The following is a 16020-nucleotide window of genomic DNA, read 5'->3' as shown; positions in this document are numbered from 1 at the left end:
GAGGCTCAGGGGGCGGAGATCCACTCGGTGGCGGTGGTCAGCGCGTCCAGGTCCTCGGGGTCAGGGGTGATGCCGATCCCCGGCCCTGAGGGCACGGCCATCTCTCCCCCGGCCAGGACGAACGGCGCCGTGACGTCACGCTCGTAGTAGCGCGCGGTCGCCGAGATGTCGCCGGGCAGCGTGAAGCCGGGCAGCGCGGCCAGCGCCAGGTTCGCGGCCCTGCCGAGGCCCGTCTCCAGCATGCCGCCGCACCACACGGGCAGCCCGTTGGCGCGGGCCACGTCGTGGATGCGCCGCGCCTCCAGATAGCCGCCGACCCGGCCCGGCTTGATGTTGATGATCGAGCAGGCGTCCATCCTGATCGCCGCCGCCGCGTCACGCGCGGAGGTGATGCTCTCGTCCAGGCAGACCGGGGTGCTCGACCTGGCCGCGAACCGGGCGTGGGTGTGCAGGTCACCGGGGGCGAAGGGCTGCTCGATCATCGCGAGGCCGTAGGCGTCGAGCTTCGTCAGATGGGGGATGTCGGCGGCCTCGTAGGCGGTGTTGGCGTCCACGGTCAGCATCACGCCCGCGCCGAAGGTCTCCCTGACCCGCTTGACGGGTTCGAGGTCCCAGCCGGGCTCGATCTTCAGCTTCACCCTGGCGTATCCGGCGGCCAGGTGCCTGTCCACGGTGTCGAGCAGCGCGTCGACGGTCTCGGCGATGCCGACCGAGACGCCCACGGGCAGGCTGCGCCGTACCGCACCGAGGTAGGAGGCCAGAGAGAGGCCCCGCGCGCGCAGCCAGGCGTCGAGCACTGCCGTCTCGACGGCGGACTTGGCCATCTGGTGGGCGCGCACGTGCTCGAACGCGGGGGCGACGGCCGCGGGATCGAGGTCGAGCGGGAAGAGCACGGGCAGCAGGAACCGGCGGATCACGTCGGCGGCGCCCTCAAGGTATTCGGGGCAGTAGGTCGGCTCGTCCTCGGCCACACACTCCGCCCAGCCCTCGCCCTCGTCGGTCACCACCCGCACGAGCAGGGCGTCCCGCACCGTCTGGGTGCCCAGGGACGTCCTGAAGGGGGTGACCAGCGGCAGCGCCACCTTGCGCAGCTCCACACCTGTCAGTTTCACGCCGTGCCTCCTCTGGCCAGCACATACCACCCGGACCGGGTGAAGCCGGTGATCCGGTAACCGTCGGCGAACGCGGCACCGAGCACCCCGCCGAGCGCGGCCCGCCAGTGCCTGGCCTCGCCGGGCTCATTCTCCCGCAGCCGCTCGACGTCCGGCGGAGTCGCGCAGCGCAGCACCGCCGCCCCGTTTCCTGGCCGTACGGCTCCCGCCTCGTCGAGGACGGTCACGGCGCTCTCCGGCGCCTCCGTGACGGGCGTGAAGGCCGGGTCGGGGACGACGGGCCAGGTGACGAACAGCCGGTCGGAGACGTCGCCGTCGTTGATGCCGTCGGTCATCGGGCCGTAGAAGTCGGGGAGGTACTCGACGGCCCTCGCGCCGAGTTTGACCAGGTTGAAGTAGGCGTTGCGCCGTACCAGCGGGTCGAAGGTCCAGGAGACGGAGCCGAGGCCGCGCTCGGCCGCCCAGGCGCGCTGGTGCTCCTTGAGCGCCAGGCCGACGCCGAGCCCCCGCGCCCTGGGGGCGACCCCGGCGACATGGGAGTGCAGACTCGCGCCTGAGGCGAGGAACCCCGCGGCGACCCCGACCAGTTCCCCGTCGAGGAAGGCGCCGCCGACGTAGCCGCCGGTGTGCGCCAGCGCGCACATCACGTCCAGGGAGATGGGCGGGTCGTCACCCGGCCTGGTCCCCCAGACCTGGCGGAGCAGCCGGTCGGCGCGCCGCAGGTCGGCGGTGCCGTGCAGGGAAAGGAGACGTACCCCGGCCCGAGCCGAGGCGAGGAGTTCGACCATGGCACACAGCATCCTGCCGGAAGGCCGCCGGGGCGTTGGCGCACACGCCGAACTTCACCCGCCCGGCTTTGTGGCCCCGCTCAGCGCCACCCACCTCACCCGTTCGGCCTTATCACCTGTTTGGCTGTACGGCCTCGCCCAGCGCCGCCTTCCTCATCCGGTCGTACGGCACCGCCGGGCTTAGCCAGTTGTACGGCCCCGCTCAGGATCCGGCCGGTTCCGAGGCGCCGTTCAGGCGGAGTTGGAGGGCCAGGACCAGGCGCGTGTCCGGGTCGTCCAGGTCGATCAGTTCGCCGATCCTGCGCAGCCGGTAGCGCAGCGTGTTGGGGTGCAGGGACAGCGTGTCGGCCGCCCTCGGCACGTCGTAGTGCGCCGCCACCCACACCCGCAGGCTGCGCACGTAGTGGGTGCCGTGCCTGGCGTCGTGCGCGGCGACGACGCCGAGCGGCTCGCCGTACAGGGAGGGCTTGGCGCGGACGGAGACGTCCACGTCCATCAGGAAGAGCGCCGCCGACAGCTCCTCGTGGTGCCCGACCTCGGCCCTGGCGTACGGCCCGCAGAGCGCCCGCAGCGCCTCCTCGGCCTGGCGGGCACTGGTCGGCGCGAGCGCCACCGAGGAGACGACCCTGCCGATTCCCGCGCGCCACTGCCCGCCGAGCCGGTCGGGAATCCTGGCCAGCACGTCGGCGGTGATCCTGCGCAGCAGCGGCGTCACCGAGTCGGCGGCGACGATCGCGTAGGCGCATCCGTCGACGGCCCCGGCCGCCGCGCGCATCCGGTAGGCGGCGTAGGCGGTGCGCAGCAGGTCACCGGTGTGGGTGGCCGCGAAGGCGTCAGCCGTACGGCCGTGCGGACCGACGGTGACCACGACGACGGGCTCGTCGGGCAGCAGACCGAAGGAGGTCGCCAGCTCCCTGACCGGCCCGAGGCCGCGCAGCAGGTCGCACAGGCACTCGTCGCGACGGCGGCGTGCCTCGTCCGCGGCCAGGGTGATCCTCGCCAGGTGGGGCGCGGCGACCCGGGCCGCCTCGGCGAGCACCTGCGCGGCGTCCGTGGCCAGCGGCTCCTCGGCCCTGAGCGCCCAGATCGTGCCGAGCGCCTCGCCGTGGGCGCGGATCGCGATGGCCAGGCGGGGGTAGTACTCGCGCGGCTGGTAGCTCCACACCGCGTCCTCGGCGCGCAGCACCGCGGCGTACTCCTCGGCGTTGGTCGGGTGCTCGGGCACCCTGCGGCCCAGGATGCCCTCCCTGCGCAGGTCGTCGATCTGCTGCCCCTCGACCGTCGAGTAGGCGAGCACCCGCATGGCCAGGTCCTCGATCGCCACGGCCCCGCCGACCCGTACCGCCACCTGGTTGGCCAGCGCGAACAGGTCGGCGGCCCTGATGTCACCCAGCGACTCGACGGGGGCGACCACCGCGAGCAGGGCGTCGATCAGCGTGTAGAGCTGGCCCCAGGACACGTCGGGGGCGGCGGCGAGCAACGCCGTACCGGCTGCCTCCGCCGCCTCCGCCAGCGACTCCTCGCCGCCCGCGCCCGGTTTCGCCACCACGACCGCGACGCCCACCTCGCCCGCGCGGGCGAGCACCTCGGCGGACGGACGCCCCGTGACCAGCAGCACGGCCCCCTCAAGACCGGTCATGGTCTCCTCGGGGTCGTAGATGACCGGGGTGCCGATCAGCGGCTCCCTGCCGTTGGGCATGGCGAGGGGACGCACCATCTCGGGACCGAGGCTGTCCAGCAGCACCCCGAGCGTGACCCGGCCCCGCGCCGTCATGACGCCCCCCTGCGCAGGACCGTTCCATGCCTGCCCCCGGTGAACTCGCCCTCGGCGACCACCTCGTGCCCGGCGAGGAACACGTGCCGCACCCCGTGGGGACGCACGTCGGGGACCTCGTAGGTGCCGTCGTGACCGATGGTCGCGGGGTCGAAGACGCAGACGTCGGCGACCGCGCCGGGACCCAGCCAGCCCCGGTCCGTCAGCCCGAACTGGGCGGCGACGGCCGAGCTGACCTTGCGGATCGCCTCGGGCATCGGGACGACCTCCCGCTCCCTGACGTAGGTCCCCAAGAACGTGGGGAAGGTGCCGAACGTCCTCGGATGGTTGGGGCCGACCGGCGGACCGCCGTCCGAGCCGATGGAGACCAGCGGATCCGCCATGATCGCGGTCACGTCGTCGTCATGCATGGTGTGGAACACCCCCGAGGCGTGCGGGTCCCGTCGCAGCAGGTCGCACAGGGCCTCCCACGGGTCTCCCGGCAGGTCGGCCAGACGTCTGCCCGCGACTTCTGGATCGGTGTGGGTGAGGATCTGCACGTCGGCCGGGTGCAGCTCGCGCCACAGGCCGACCCCGGTGCCGGTCGCCGGGTCCTCCGCAAGCTCGCGGAGCGCGGTCCTGGTCAGGGGGTCGGCGAGCCTGGCCAGCAGCGCGTCCTGCCCGCCCTCACAGGCGAGCGGTGGCAGCACGGCCACCAGGCCGGTGCCGAAGGCCCGGTACGGATACACGTCGGCGCGCACGTCCAGACCGGCCCTGCGCGCCCCGGCGAGCTTGGCCAGCAGCATGGCGGAGGATCCGTGCACGGCCCGCCCCGACGCCTTGCAGTGCGAGACCTGGAGACGGACCCCGGCCCGGGTGGCGACGGTGATCGCCTCGTCGAGCGCGTCGGCCAGGCCCTCGCTCTCGCTGCGCATGTGCGTGGCGTAGGTGAGGTTCCACCGCCGGGCGACCAGCGCCAGCGCGACCAGCTCGTCGATGTCGGCGTAGGCCCCGGGGACGTACTCAAGGCCGCTGGACAGTCCGACCGCCCCCGCCTCGAACGCCTCGGCCGCCAGGTCGCGCATCCGGTCGAGCGCCTCACCGGTCAGCTTCGCCTCCATCCCCCCGGCCGCCAGCCGCAGCGTGTTGTGCCCCACCATGAAGGCCAGGTTGTTGCTCGGCCCCGCCGCCCGCGCCGCGTCGAGATACTCGCCGAACGTCTGCCCGGCCAGTACGGCGGGCATGAACCCGGCCGTCTCGGGGTTCGAGGGGCCGCAGGAGAAGCCGCAGTTGCCGACGATCTCGGTGGTGACGCCCTGGTGGAGCTTGAAGGGCTGGGGCTCGTCGAGGAAGGGCACGGTGTCGGAGTGGCTGTGCGGATCGACGAACCCGGGCGCCACGACCATCCCGGAGACGTCGATCACCCGCCGGGCGGGCCCCAGGTCACGGCCTACGGCGGTGATCCGTCCGTGGGTGATCGCGACGTCGGCGTCCTTCGCGGGGGTGCCGAACCCGTCGTGGACGCTTCCATGACTGAGCAGCAGGTCGTGCATGAGGCAAGGTTTCCTTTCGGGGGACTCCGGCCACAAGCGACCAAAGTATGTACTGCGCTTGCTTTGCGACGCCTGGCGGCGTCGCGGGCTTGGGCTGTGCTTGCTTTTGCGGCGCCTGGCGGCGCCGCAGGGCTTGGGCGCCTGAGGCCAACGCTTTCCCTCGTCGCTCATCCGCTTCGCTCCTTCGCTCCTCAGTCCAAGCGTCGGCGCGCCCAAGCCAAACTCCTCACTCCCGGCGCCGGAGCGATCCGGTTAAAACCCCTTAGGGGGTAGGTGGAACTGAGGCGAGGAGTTTTTGGGTGTAGGGGTGGGATGGGGTGTCGAGGATCTGGGGGGTTTTGCCCTCTTCGACGATCTTTCCTTTGAGGAGGACCACGGTTCTGTTGGTGATCTGTCTGACCACGGCCAGGTCGTGGGTGATGAACAGCAGGCTGGTGCCCAGGTCGCGGACTACCGTGCGGAGCAGTTCGAGGACGTGTGCCTGGACCGAGACGTCCAGGGAGGCCACCGGTTCGTCGCAGATCAGCAGGGCGGGCCGTACGGCGAGGGCCCTGGCGATGGCCACGCGCTGGCGTTCGCCGCCGGACAGCGCCCTGGGGCGGCGTTCGGCGTAGGAGGCGGGCAGGCCCACGAGGTCGAGCAGTTCGGGCACGGAGAGTCGTCCCTCGCGTGTTCCCTGGGCGGCGGCTTCGGCGAGCGTGGCGCCAACGGTCAGTGAGGGGTTGAGGGAGGTCGAGGGGTCCTGGAAGACGCACTGCACAAGGCGGTGCGCCCGGTCTCCCCGCCGTCCACGCCGGGTCAGGTCGAGTCCGGCCAGCTCGATGCGGCCCCCGTCCGGGACGGCCAGGCCGAGGACGCACCGGGCCAGCGTGGTCTTGCCCGAGCCCGACTCGCCGACGACGCCGACGCTCTCGCCCTCCCCGACGCTCAGTGAGACGCCGCCGAGGGCGGTGTGCTCGCCATACCGCTTGCTCAGGTCGTCGATCGTGAGCAGGGGGGCGCCCGGTGAGGGCTCGCGGAGCGCGGCGGGGGGCTGTTCGACGCGGGGGCGGGGGCGCACCTCGTACAGGCAGGCGGTGTGCCTGCCGGGGGTGATCTCGCGCAGCGGCGGGCGGGCGTGCCCGCAGTCCGCGTCCACCTGGGAGCAGCGGTCGGCGAAGGCGCACGTCCCGGTGACGTCCCCGGCCGAGGGCACGCTGCCCGGGATTCCCTCAAGCCTGGGCAGCGTCACGGTCGCCGAGGGCAGGGCCGCGAGCAGCCCCGAGGTGTAGGGGTGGGCGGGCACCTTGGCCACGTCGAAGCCGGGTCCGCTCTCGACGATGCGGCCCGCGTACATGACCGCGACCCGGTCGCACATCTCGAAGGCCACCCGCAGGTCGTGGGTGATCAGCAGCACCCCCATCCCGCGTGCCCGCTGGACCTCGCGCAGCAGCGTGAGGATCTCGTGCTGGGTCGTCGCGTCCAGCGCGGTCGTGGGCTCGTCGGCGATGAGCAGCTCGGGGTCGCGGGCCAGGGCGGCGGCGAGCGCGATCCGCTGGCGCATCCCCCCGGAGAGCTGGAAGGGGTAGCGGCCGGAGACCGAGGGGTCGTCGATGCCCACCTCGGCGAGGCGCCGCGCCACCTCGGTCCTGCGCCAGGCCCGGTCGCGGCGCACGGGTCCGGTGCGGGGCAGCGACTCGGCGATGTGGGCGCCCGCCGTGATCAGTGGGTTGAGCATGGCGAAGGGGTCCTGCATGAGCAGCGCGATCCGGCTGCCGCGCACCGAGCGCAGCACGCGTTCGCGGGCGCCGAGCAGTCGCAGGCCGGACAGGGTGACCGAGCCGGTCGCGGTCATGCCCTTGGGCAGCAGGCCCGCGACGGCCCTGGCGGTCAGCGACTTGCCGCTGCCCGACTCGCCGACCAGCCCCACGGTCTCCCCCGCGGAGACGGTCAGATCGACCCCGTCCACGACCAGGTGACGGCCGGTGACGGTCAGGCCGGTGACGTCGAGGAGGGTCATCGCGCGCCTCCCTTGGAGAGGGTGTCGAACAGCCGGTCGCCCAGCAGGGTGGCCGAGGTCGCGACCAGGGTGATCAGGACGACCGGGGCGACGGAGGCCCATGGGTTGAGGTCGAGCAGGTCCCTGTTCTCCTCGACCATCAGCCCCCAGTCGGGGGTGCCCGCTGGCAGGCCGATGCCCAGGAACGAGAGCCCGGCCAGCGAGACCAGGGCGGCCACGAAGCTCAGCAGCGCGTTGGAGACGACCGTGGGGGCGAGGTTGGGCAGCAGGTGGCGGAACATGACCCGCCGGGGAGGCAGGCCGAGCGTCCTGGCCGCCTCCGCGTAGGCCAGCTCGCGCTGGGCCAGCGTCAGGCTGCGGATCACCCTGATGTCACCTGGCGTGAACAGTACGGCCATGGCCAGCACGGACCAGCCGTATCCCCCGCCGAGCACCCCCACCAGCACGATCAGCACGAGCATCCCGGGCATCGCGATGGCCAGGTCCACGGTCCGCATCATGATCGCGTCGATCCAGCCGAGCCGGTATCCGGCGAGCAGGCCGAGCGAGGTGCTCAGCGTGGTCGTGCCGACCGCCACGAGGACGGGCCACAGCAGCGCCGAACCGGCCCCGGCCAGCAGCCGGGACAGCACGTCCCTGCCCAGGTCGTCGGTGCCGAGCCAGTGGGCCGCGCTCGGACCGGCCACGCCGAGCGCCAGGTCCTGCGCCGCCGGGTCGTGGGGCGCCAGGTGGGAGCCGAACAGCGCGACGAGGACCGCCAGGCCGAGCAGCCCGGCCAGCACGCCCCTCACAGCGCCACCGCGCCGTGCCGTACCCGGGGATCGACCACGAGGTAGGCCAGGTCGATGAGCAGGTTGACCGCGACCACGATCGCGCCGCCGAACAGGACGAGCGCCTGCACCACGGGGATGTCCTTCTGGCTGACGGCGGCGATGAGCAGGGCGCCGAGCCCGTGCAGCCCGAAGGCCTGCTCGACGAAGAGGGCGCCGGTGAGGTTCGCCGCGAGCAGCAGGCCGCCGACGGTCAGCACGGGCAGGGCGGCGTTACGCAGCGCGTAGCCGATCCAGACGCGGGTGCGCGGCAGCCCCCTGGCCCTGGCGAAGGTCAGGAAGTCCTGCCCGGCCAGGTCGAGCGCCGCCGCGCGCATCTGCCGTACGACCATGGCCGCCTGCGCCGCGGCCAGTGCGACAGCGGGCAGCGTCAGGTGGGTGACGCGCTCCATGAACGTGTCGCCCGCGCCGAAGACGGGGAACCAGCCGAGCGCGACCGCGAAGCCGTACAGCAGCAGGATGCTCATCGCGAACGGCGGTACGGCCAGCAGGACCAGTGAGCCGAGCGTGATGCCCTGGTCGAGGAGTCCGCCACGGCCCATCGCGGCCACCAGGCCGACCGGGACGCCGACGGCGAAGGTGATCAGCAGGGCGTAGCCCGCCAGGCCCGCGGTGACCGGCAGCCGGTCGGCGATGACGTCGGTGACCGGCTCCCGCGAGTAGATGGAGACGCCGAAGTCGCCGTGTACGGCGTCGCCGAGCCAGTGGGCGTAGCGCAGCGGGAACGGGTCGTCGAGGTGGTACTCGGCCCTGATCGCGGCCCTGGTCTCCGGCGTCGAGGGCCGGGTGCCCAGCAGCACCTGCTCGGGGCCGCCCGGCGAGGCGACAAGCAGGCCGTACGTGATCACCGAGAGCGCGCCGAGCAGGACCAGCGCGGCCGCCAGACGCCGGGCGACAAGACTGAGAACGGCCATGTCACTTGCCCGCCGGGCGGATGACGGCGAAGAAGTTGGGATTCCAGACGCTCAGGCCCGTGGCGGTGAACCCGTCGCGCAGCGCGATCCCGTTGTCCATGTGGAACAGCGGGACGTACGGCACCTGCTCCCCGATCTCGGTCAGCAGGGCCGTCACCTGGTCCTGGCGCTCCTGCCCGGTGGCCCCGGCGAGGGCGTCGAGCCTGGCGTCCAGCTCGGCGGAGCCGTACCCGGAGAAGTTGAAGCCCTGCGGCTCGGCGGCGGCCCGGCTGATCATGTCGGGCAGCACCTCGACCGGCTCCGGGGTGCCGTAGGACAGGTTGACGTACTGCACGCCGAGTCCTCTGTGGTCCATCAGCGTGGCCATGTACTTGTCGCCGGGGCTCGGCTCCATGGTCAGCCTGATGCCGATCTTCGCGAGGTCGGCGGCGACGGCCTGCATGACGGTCGCGCCGTCCGATCCTGAGGCGTACGGCACGGCCATCGTGAACCCGTCCGGGTAGGCGGACTTGGCCAACTCGGCCTTCGCCGCGGCCAGGTCGAACGAATAGTCCGGAAATTTCGGCATATTGTCGCCGTAGAGGGCCGTCATCTGCGGCATCGGCAGCACCGTCCGCGCGATGGTGCCGTGTCCCCCGGTCATCAGGGTGGTCAGGGCCTCGCGGTCCACGGCGTGCGCGATGGCCCGCCGCACGTGGACGTCCTTGAGCGGCCCGTTGCCGACGGCCAGGGCCAGGTAGGCGATGTTGTTGCCCGGGTAGAAGCTCGTGGTGACACCGGACAGACCCGTCCACTTGCGGGCGTCCCGGGCGTTGAGGCCGTCTGTGGCGTCCACCTCGCCCGACCTGACGGCCATCCTGAGCGTCTCGGCGTCGGAGATGGCCTTGATCTCGACCCGGCGCAGCGCGGGCTTCGGCCCCCAGTAGGACTCGTTGCGCTCAAGCACGGTCCCCGAGGTGAGGGAGAACTTCGCGACCTTGAAGGGGCCGGTGCCGATCGTGCCGACCTCGGGGCTGCCCAGGTCGCCGGGGTGGGCCTCGGCGAGCTTGCGCGGCACGACCTGCCAGGCGATGGCCGCGACGGACAGGAAGGCCGTGTTGGGGCGGGTCAGGGTGACCCTGACCCTGTCGGTGCCGACGGCCTCGACCTTCTTGACGGTGGTGAAGTAGCTGGCCGCCTGGGAGGCGACGGCGGGGTCCAGGTGGCGGCTCAGCGAGTAGGCCGCGTCGTCGGCGGTCAGCGGGGAGCCGTCGGTGAAGGTCACGGCCTTGCGGAGGGTGAACTCGTAGCTGTCCGGCGTCGGCTGGGTCCACGACGTGGCCAGGGCCGGGGCGGGCGTCCCCTTGGCGTCGAGGGTGACCATGGTGTCCAGCACCGCGAGCTGGATGGTGGTCGAGGCGTTGTTGAAGCCGTGCGCGATGTCCAGGCTGTTCGGCGCCGCCGAGGACGCCCAGACCAGGGTGTCGCGCTCTGGGCCGGATCCGCCCTTCTGCGGGGAGCCTGCGCAGGCCGCGACGGGAAGGAGGAGCAGGGCGACCACGGCGGCCCTGATGGTCGGCGTTTTCATGGTGACCACCTCGGGAGGGGAGCGGGATAGTGGGACGCTAGAAGCCGTCCGGCCCTCGTTCACTGACCCCGCAGCCAAAACCCTCGGTCCCACCCTCGTGCTGCAGGCCAACGTGCTCCCGCTTCCCCGGCTTTCAGGACCCCTCCACGAAGCCGACGTCCCCGTGAAGCCGGAGTCCCCGGCGAAGTTCCCGGTCTACTTGAAGCCGGAGTCGCCGGAACCAGCCGCCGTCACGAAGCCGGGGCTCCCACGAAGCCGGAGTCGCCCGTGAAGCGCATCCGACGCAGCCCGCCCCCGCTGACCAGCAGGTCCCCGCCCTCAAGCCGCAGCGTGAACGGCCCCGCCTTCCACGTCCCTGCGGGACCCGGTTCGACGGGAACCCGCAGGTCACGCCCCACGGACAGCACGCCGTCCCTGACCGTGACCCGGACGTCGAGCTCCGAGGAGCGGTAGGACCCGTCGGGCATCGACTTGTCGCCCGGGGCCTCACACGGCCGGTAGGCGATCGGACGACGCGCACCCGACTTGTTGCCCAGCAGCAGCCCGTCCTCCCGGCGCTCGAACCACAGTCCGTCCGCCTCGCCAAGGCCGTACCAGCGGCCGTCCTTGGCCGGGGCGAACTCGGCGCCCTCTCCGAGCCTGAACCTGCCGTTCTCCCCGGCGTCGAGCGTGAGGAAGGCGTCCCCCTCCGGGTCGTGCCAGTGCCCGGTGGGCACCGTGGACGAATCCACGGTCTCGACCAGGTCGAGGGGCGCCTCGGGTGCCTCGCCCAGCAGCATCCTGGCCAGGCGCTCGCTCAGCGCGATCGGGTCGATCGCCGTCTGGTTGACCAGTACGGCGACGCCGAACCCGGCCTCGGGCAGGTACAGCAGGTTCGACAGGTAGCCGGAGACGCCTCCCGCGTGCCCGTAGGCCGCCCTGCCCGCGATCCGCGAGTGGTAGACGCCCAGGGCGTACGGCAGGACGGTGCCGTCGGCCAGCACTGCCGGTTCGAGCAGCTCCCGCCGCAGATCGTCACCCAGGACCCGCCCGTCGGCCAGGAAGCCGAACCACGGCGCCAGGTCCGCCACGCTGGTCACCAGGCCACCGTCGCCGACCGCGCTCTCCAGGGTGTCGGCCCGTCGCGGCTCGCCGTCGGCGTTGGCGTAGCCGTACGCCAACCTTGGCAGCACCAGCGAGGTGTCGTCCCTGAACAGGGTGTCGTCCATGCCGAGCGGGCCGAGGATCCGCTCGCGGGCGAACCCGGCGAGCGAGAGCCCTGTCACCGCGCGGACCACGGCGGCGGCCAGGACGTAGCCGGTGTTGGAGTAGCTGAAGTCGGTCCCCGGCGGGAAGACCGGATGCCTGATCCCCCGCACCTCCTCGACCAGCCGTTCCTCGGTGAGCGCGGTGAACGGCGTCCCGGTGATCGCCTGCAGCGTGTACCACTCGGGCAGCCCACCGGTGTGCCGCAGACACTGCCGCAACGTGACGGGTACGGCCAGCGCCAGGCCGGGAACGTGTTCCCTGACGTCGTCGTCGAGACTGAGCCTGCCGTCCCTGGCCAGCAGCAGCAGACACGTGGCGGTGAACTGCTTGCTGACCGAGGCGATGTCGAAGCGGGTGTGGGCGTCGGCGGGGACGCCGAACTCGACGCAGGCCAGCCCTCGGGCGGTGGTGAGCAGCGCCCTGCCGTCGGCGTAGACACCGACCGCGAGCCCGGGCCCACCGGCCTTGACCAGGGCTTCCACCTCGCGATTTACCAGATCAAGATCCATGCCTTCACTATGCACGCACATTGCCGAGAACCTTTTGGCCGTAAACGCAAAGTTGACGACGGCGCTTTGGCTCCGGGGACGACACGGGACCGCCAACCTTTGGCGTGCGGCCACACGCCCATCGGAAAGGGCGGAACTAGGTTCGATTAATGATCAAACTTCTCGTGAGGGGTTTGGCCGCCTGCGTCGCACTGGCCATAGCCGCGCCCCCCGCCCACGCCTCTCCCCCACCTCCCTCACCCGCACGGTCCACGCCGGTGCCACCCCCGTTGGTTTCGGCGAACGCCGCCGCCCGGCTCACGGTGCCCGTCCTGCCCAGGCCCACCGGCCCCCACCCCGTCGGCGCCACCGACCTGCACCTCGTCGACCTCTCCCGCGCCGACCCGTGGGCGCCGGAGCGGCGGCGCGAGCTGATGGTCACGCTGCGCTACCCGGCCCGCTCCCAGAGCAGCGTCAGGACGCGGTACATGACCCCTGCCGAGTCGGCGCTGCTGCTGGCCGGGCAGGAAGCCGAGGGCGTCCCGCCCGACCTGCTGAGCCGCATCAGGACGCACGCCAGGGCCGAAGCGAGGCCGTTGCGCTCCGGGCTGCCCCTGGTGGTCCTCTCACCCGGCTTCGGACTGCCGCGCTCCACGCTGACCACGCTCAGTGAGGAACTGGCCAGCCGGGGCTACGCGGTCGCCACGGTCGGACATCCATACGAGGCGGTGGCCACCACGCTACCCGACGGCACCACCGTCCCCTGCAAGGCATGTGAGATCGAGGACTCCCCCGGCCTCGTCCCGGCGATCCGCTCGGCCGACGTGTCCTTCCTCATCGGCAAACTGACCGGCGCCCACCCCGCCTGGGGCCCGCGCGGGCTGATCGACGCCTCGAAGATCGGCATGGCGGGCCACTCCATCGGCGGCAACAGCGCGGCCAAGGCCATGGCCGACGACCCCAGGATCGACGCGGGCCTCGTCATGGACGGCTCGTTCATCGTCCCGCTCCCCACGACCGGTCTGGCCAGGCCGTTCATGCTGTTCGGCACCGAGGAGGCGTTCCTGCCCGGCAGCCCCGACGAGGAGACCTCCTGGCGGGACAACTGGCCCCGGCTGACCGGCTGGAAGCGCTGGGCGACCGTCTCCGGCTCCCAGCACGAGTCGTTCACCGACTACCCGGTCCTGAGCGAGCAGCTCGGCCTGCCCCCCGGCACCCTCCCCGCCGCCAGGGCGATCCCCATCACCCGCTCCTACGTGCGAGCCTTCTTCGACCTGCACCTACGCCACCTCCCCACCCCCCCTCCTCAACCACCCCTCCCCCACCTACCCCGAAGTCCGGTTCTGGAAGAACCTCTGAGCTACTCTCCCCCGGTATGACAGACGCCGTACCGGGGGATGTTGAACCAGCGGGCGGACCCGGCCTGTTCGAGGCCGAGGTCCGGCACATGCTCGACGAGGCCCCGCCGTACTCAGTGCGACCAGTAGCGAGACTCGGCGAGGACGAGGGCGGCGGCGCCTACCAGGCCGGCGTCCTGGCCGAGGGCGGCGGGGACCACCCTGGCGCGGCGGGCGAAGCCCATCCTGGTGTGCTCCCCGAGCGTGGCCTCAAGCGGGTCGAACAGCAGCCGCCCGGCCTGTGAGAGGCCGCCGCCGACGGTGACGAGGTCGAGGTCGCAGAGGTTGACGGCGGCGGCGACGGCCAGGCCGAGGGCCCGTCCCGCCCGGTCCATCGCGGCCAGGGCCAGCCGGTCGCCCGCCGCGGCGTCCAGCGCGAGCTGCCGCCCGCTCGCCGTCGCCGCCTCCACGTACGGCGCGGCCTCCCCATCGGGCACGTCCCGTACGGCGGAGCCCGGCTGCCAGCCGCGTCCCAGCGCCCAGGCGGCCAGGGCGGGACCCCGGGCGACGGCCTCAAGGCAGCCCCTGGCCCCGCAGCCGCAGACCGGCCCGCCGGGTTCGACCACCACGTGCCCGACGTGCCCGGCGTTGCCGCTGCCGCCGTCGATCAGCCTGCCGCCCAGGACGAGCCCGCCGCCGACGCCCGTCGAGACGACCATGCCGAGCATGTTCTCGCTGCCCCGGCCCGCGCCCCGCCAGTGTTCGGCGACGGCCAGGCAGACGGCGTCGTTGTGGACGCGCACCGGTACGCCGGGAAACCGCTCGGCCAGCCTCGCCCTGAGCGGGAAGGCGCGCCAGCCGGGCATGTTGATCGGGGAGACCTCACCCTCCGGCCAGGTCATCGGGCCGCCGCAGCCGACCCCGACGCCCTCGATCTCGGCCGGTTCCGTGAGCAGCGCGTCGATCAGGGAGTCGAGAGTCCTCCACAGGGTGTGGGCGTCGCCGCCCGGAGGTGTCGCCGTCCTGCGGACCCGGAGGATCTCTCCCTCACGGCCGACCAGGGCGACGGCGAACTTCGTCCCGCCGATGTCCACGGCGAGCACCGAACCGGACATCTAGCGATCATACGATCTGTCGCCCGAGGGGCGTGAGGAGAAGACCAGGACGGAGGCGGTGAAACCGTGCACGTGGTTGTGGCCCCCGACGGGGCCGACCTCGCCCGCTGCGAAGAACCCGGCGACGCCGATCGGGCCGAGGGTCTCCCTGACCGCGACGGCGTCGTGGTCGGCGCTGCCGAACATGGCAGAGCCCCTGCCGTTGCAGGAGAACAGCAGGGCGCCGTCCCCGCCGCCGAACTCCTCCCGGTGGGCGTCGAGCAGCTCGTAGAGGTCCTCGTCGGCGGTCGCGGCGTCACGCACCTGGAAACGGACCGTGCGGCCGATCTCCACGACGTCCCCGATGGCGACGGCCTCCCGTTCCGGGTCGATGCCGAGCACCCCCCGGATGAGGAAATCTCCGTGCTCGTGCCGTTCTGCGTACTCGTCCATGGCGACACCGATCTGCAGGCCCGAGGCGACCAGCTCCCGCTCGTCCTCGTCCAGCGCGCTGACCACCTCCTCAAGCCTGGCCAGGGCGGGCTGGCCCGCGAGTTCGAGCAGGAGGTTGTCCTCGACGCCGGTGACGGCCATCGTCGGGCCGATCGGACGGCAGCCCTGGCTGACCACGGTCCTGATCTCGACGGCCCCGCCGAGCAGGACGCCGACCGCGCCCTCGGTGTAGACCTCACCGTCGGCGAACAGCCGTACGGCACCTCGGCCGGTGAGCGCGTTGGCGAGGCCGCCGATCAGCGGCAGGTCGCCGAGCACCTCGTCGGAACGCTCGACGAAACCGTCGGTCGGGAAGCTGTAGGGGTCGGCGAACAGGATGGCCGCGTGGTCGTCGGCCTGGGGTTCCGGCAGGCCGACGACCACGAAACGGTCATCGGCCCTGAGCGTGTCCAGGGCGAAGGTCGTCAGCCTGGCTCCGTCGAGGGTCGCGGCCCAGGCGCTCACCGCGGGGGTGACCTCGACACCCCGCCCGTCGCCGATCACGCCCGTCGCACTGCAGCCGATCACCGAGGCCCCGGGAGCCATGCGCATGGCCCGCAGGCCCGCCTGGGCGACCTCGTCGGGATCGTCGCCGCAGATGAAGAAACAGACCAGGTGAGGCGGCCCGGTCAGGCCGGAGAGGGCCTGGCGCACCGCGGTCTCCGCCGCGACGACCAGGTCGGATCCCACGGCGAGACCGTCGGAGAAGCAGCTCGTCAACAGCGCCACTCGTCTCACCTCCCCTTCTTGTCCGAAGCCTTGCCTTGCAGCGATTCTCCCCACTGTGGGGACATGCACGCGCGCCGGACGTCACACGATGTGCAAGATCCGGAACCGGGATAACA

The 16020-nt window shown here is 72.2% G+C and carries 12 protein-coding genes; 1 reads left to right on the top strand and 11 read right to left on the bottom strand.

Going from position 1 to position 16020, the window contains the following annotated elements; all coding sequences use genetic code 11:
* Positions 1-5: 5 nt before the first annotated feature.
* The 9 genes from menC to FHS44_RS24445 form a co-directional block, all read right to left on the bottom strand.
* A complete protein-coding gene (gene menC, locus FHS44_RS24485) occupies positions 6-1112 on the bottom strand; it encodes an o-succinylbenzoate synthase (RefSeq protein WP_184718530.1) in 1107 nt (368 codons plus the stop codon).
* A complete protein-coding gene (locus tag FHS44_RS24480; protein WP_246435934.1) occupies positions 1109-1900 on the bottom strand; it encodes a GNAT family N-acetyltransferase in 792 nt (263 codons plus the stop codon). The genes menC and FHS44_RS24480 overlap by 4 nt, the downstream gene beginning before the upstream one ends.
* A gap of 202 nt (positions 1901-2102) precedes the next feature.
* The gene (locus FHS44_RS24475) at positions 2103-3674 is read right to left on the bottom strand and encodes a PucR family transcriptional regulator (RefSeq protein WP_184718525.1); all 1572 of its coding nucleotides are present in this window, start codon (positions 3672-3674) and stop codon (positions 2103-2105) included.
* Positions 3671-5206: an N-acyl-D-amino-acid deacylase family protein gene (locus tag FHS44_RS24470; protein ID WP_184718523.1), complete on the bottom strand. Its 1536-nt coding sequence runs from the start codon at positions 5204-5206 to the stop codon at positions 3671-3673. The genes FHS44_RS24475 and FHS44_RS24470 overlap by 4 nt, the downstream gene beginning before the upstream one ends.
* Before the next feature lie 262 nt (positions 5207-5468).
* On the bottom strand, positions 5469-7205 hold the full coding sequence (locus FHS44_RS24465) for an ABC transporter ATP-binding protein (protein WP_184718521.1): 1737 nt from the start codon (positions 7203-7205) through the stop codon (positions 5469-5471).
* Positions 7202-7996: an ABC transporter permease gene (locus FHS44_RS24460; protein ID WP_184718519.1), complete on the bottom strand. Its 795-nt coding sequence runs from the start codon at positions 7994-7996 to the stop codon at positions 7202-7204. Before FHS44_RS24460 ends, FHS44_RS24465 begins: the two co-directional genes overlap by 4 nt.
* On the bottom strand, positions 7993-8949 hold the full coding sequence (locus FHS44_RS24455) for an ABC transporter permease (protein WP_184718517.1): 957 nt from the start codon (positions 8947-8949) through the stop codon (positions 7993-7995). Before FHS44_RS24455 ends, FHS44_RS24460 begins: the two co-directional genes overlap by 4 nt.
* A gap of 1 nt (position 8950) precedes the next feature.
* Positions 8951-10516: an ABC transporter substrate-binding protein gene (locus FHS44_RS24450; protein ID WP_184718515.1), complete on the bottom strand. Its 1566-nt coding sequence runs from the start codon at positions 10514-10516 to the stop codon at positions 8951-8953.
* Between the two features lie 230 nt (positions 10517-10746).
* On the bottom strand, positions 10747-12273 hold the full coding sequence (locus tag FHS44_RS24445; RefSeq protein ID WP_184718512.1) for a serine hydrolase domain-containing protein: 1527 nt from the start codon (positions 12271-12273) through the stop codon (positions 10747-10749).
* Between the two features lie 257 nt (positions 12274-12530).
* On the opposite strand from FHS44_RS24445, the gene FHS44_RS24440 reads away from it, so the two are divergent.
* The gene (locus FHS44_RS24440; protein WP_221461220.1) at positions 12531-13631 is read left to right on the top strand and encodes an alpha/beta hydrolase family protein; all 1101 of its coding nucleotides are present in this window, start codon (positions 12531-12533) and stop codon (positions 13629-13631) included.
* Between the two features lie 92 nt (positions 13632-13723).
* On the opposite strand, the gene FHS44_RS24435 is transcribed toward FHS44_RS24440, so the two are convergent.
* Together FHS44_RS24435 and FHS44_RS24430 are read right to left on the bottom strand one after the other, a co-directional pair.
* The gene (locus tag FHS44_RS24435) at positions 13724-14704 is read right to left on the bottom strand and encodes an ROK family protein (RefSeq protein ID WP_184718508.1); all 981 of its coding nucleotides are present in this window, start codon (positions 14702-14704) and stop codon (positions 13724-13726) included.
* Positions 14705-15904, bottom strand: coding sequence for an FIST signal transduction protein (locus FHS44_RS24430; protein ID WP_312863795.1), 1200 nt, complete (start codon positions 15902-15904; stop codon positions 14705-14707).
* Positions 15905-16020 lie beyond the last annotated feature (116 nt).

This window comes from Streptosporangium saharense (assembly GCF_014203715.1).
Taxonomy (GTDB): domain Bacteria; phylum Actinomycetota; class Actinomycetes; order Streptosporangiales; family Streptosporangiaceae; genus Streptosporangium; species Streptosporangium saharense.
This window is presented reverse-complemented; position numbering and strand designations above follow the sequence as displayed.

Coding starts and splice junctions, on each gene's coding strand:
- FHS44_RS24465 (WP_184718521.1), bottom strand. CDS start 7,205: ATGACCCTCCTCGACGTCACCGGCCTGACCGTCACCGGCCGTCACCTG.
- FHS44_RS24470 (WP_184718523.1), bottom strand. CDS start 5,206: ATGCACGACCTGCTGCTCAGTCATGGAAGCGTCCACGACGGGTTCGGC.
- FHS44_RS24480 (WP_246435934.1), bottom strand. CDS start 1,900: ATGGTCGAACTCCTCGCCTCGGCTCGGGCCGGGGTACGTCTCCTTTCC.
- FHS44_RS24435 (WP_184718508.1), bottom strand. CDS start 14,704: ATGTCCGGTTCGGTGCTCGCCGTGGACATCGGCGGGACGAAGTTCGCC.
- FHS44_RS24450 (WP_184718515.1), bottom strand. CDS start 10,516: ATGAAAACGCCGACCATCAGGGCCGCCGTGGTCGCCCTGCTCCTCCTT.
- FHS44_RS24445 (WP_184718512.1), bottom strand. CDS start 12,273: ATGGATCTTGATCTGGTAAATCGCGAGGTGGAAGCCCTGGTCAAGGCC.
- FHS44_RS24475 (WP_184718525.1), bottom strand. CDS start 3,674: ATGACGGCGCGGGGCCGGGTCACGCTCGGGGTGCTGCTGGACAGCCTC.
- FHS44_RS24455 (WP_184718517.1), bottom strand. CDS start 8,949: ATGGCCGTTCTCAGTCTTGTCGCCCGGCGTCTGGCGGCCGCGCTGGTC.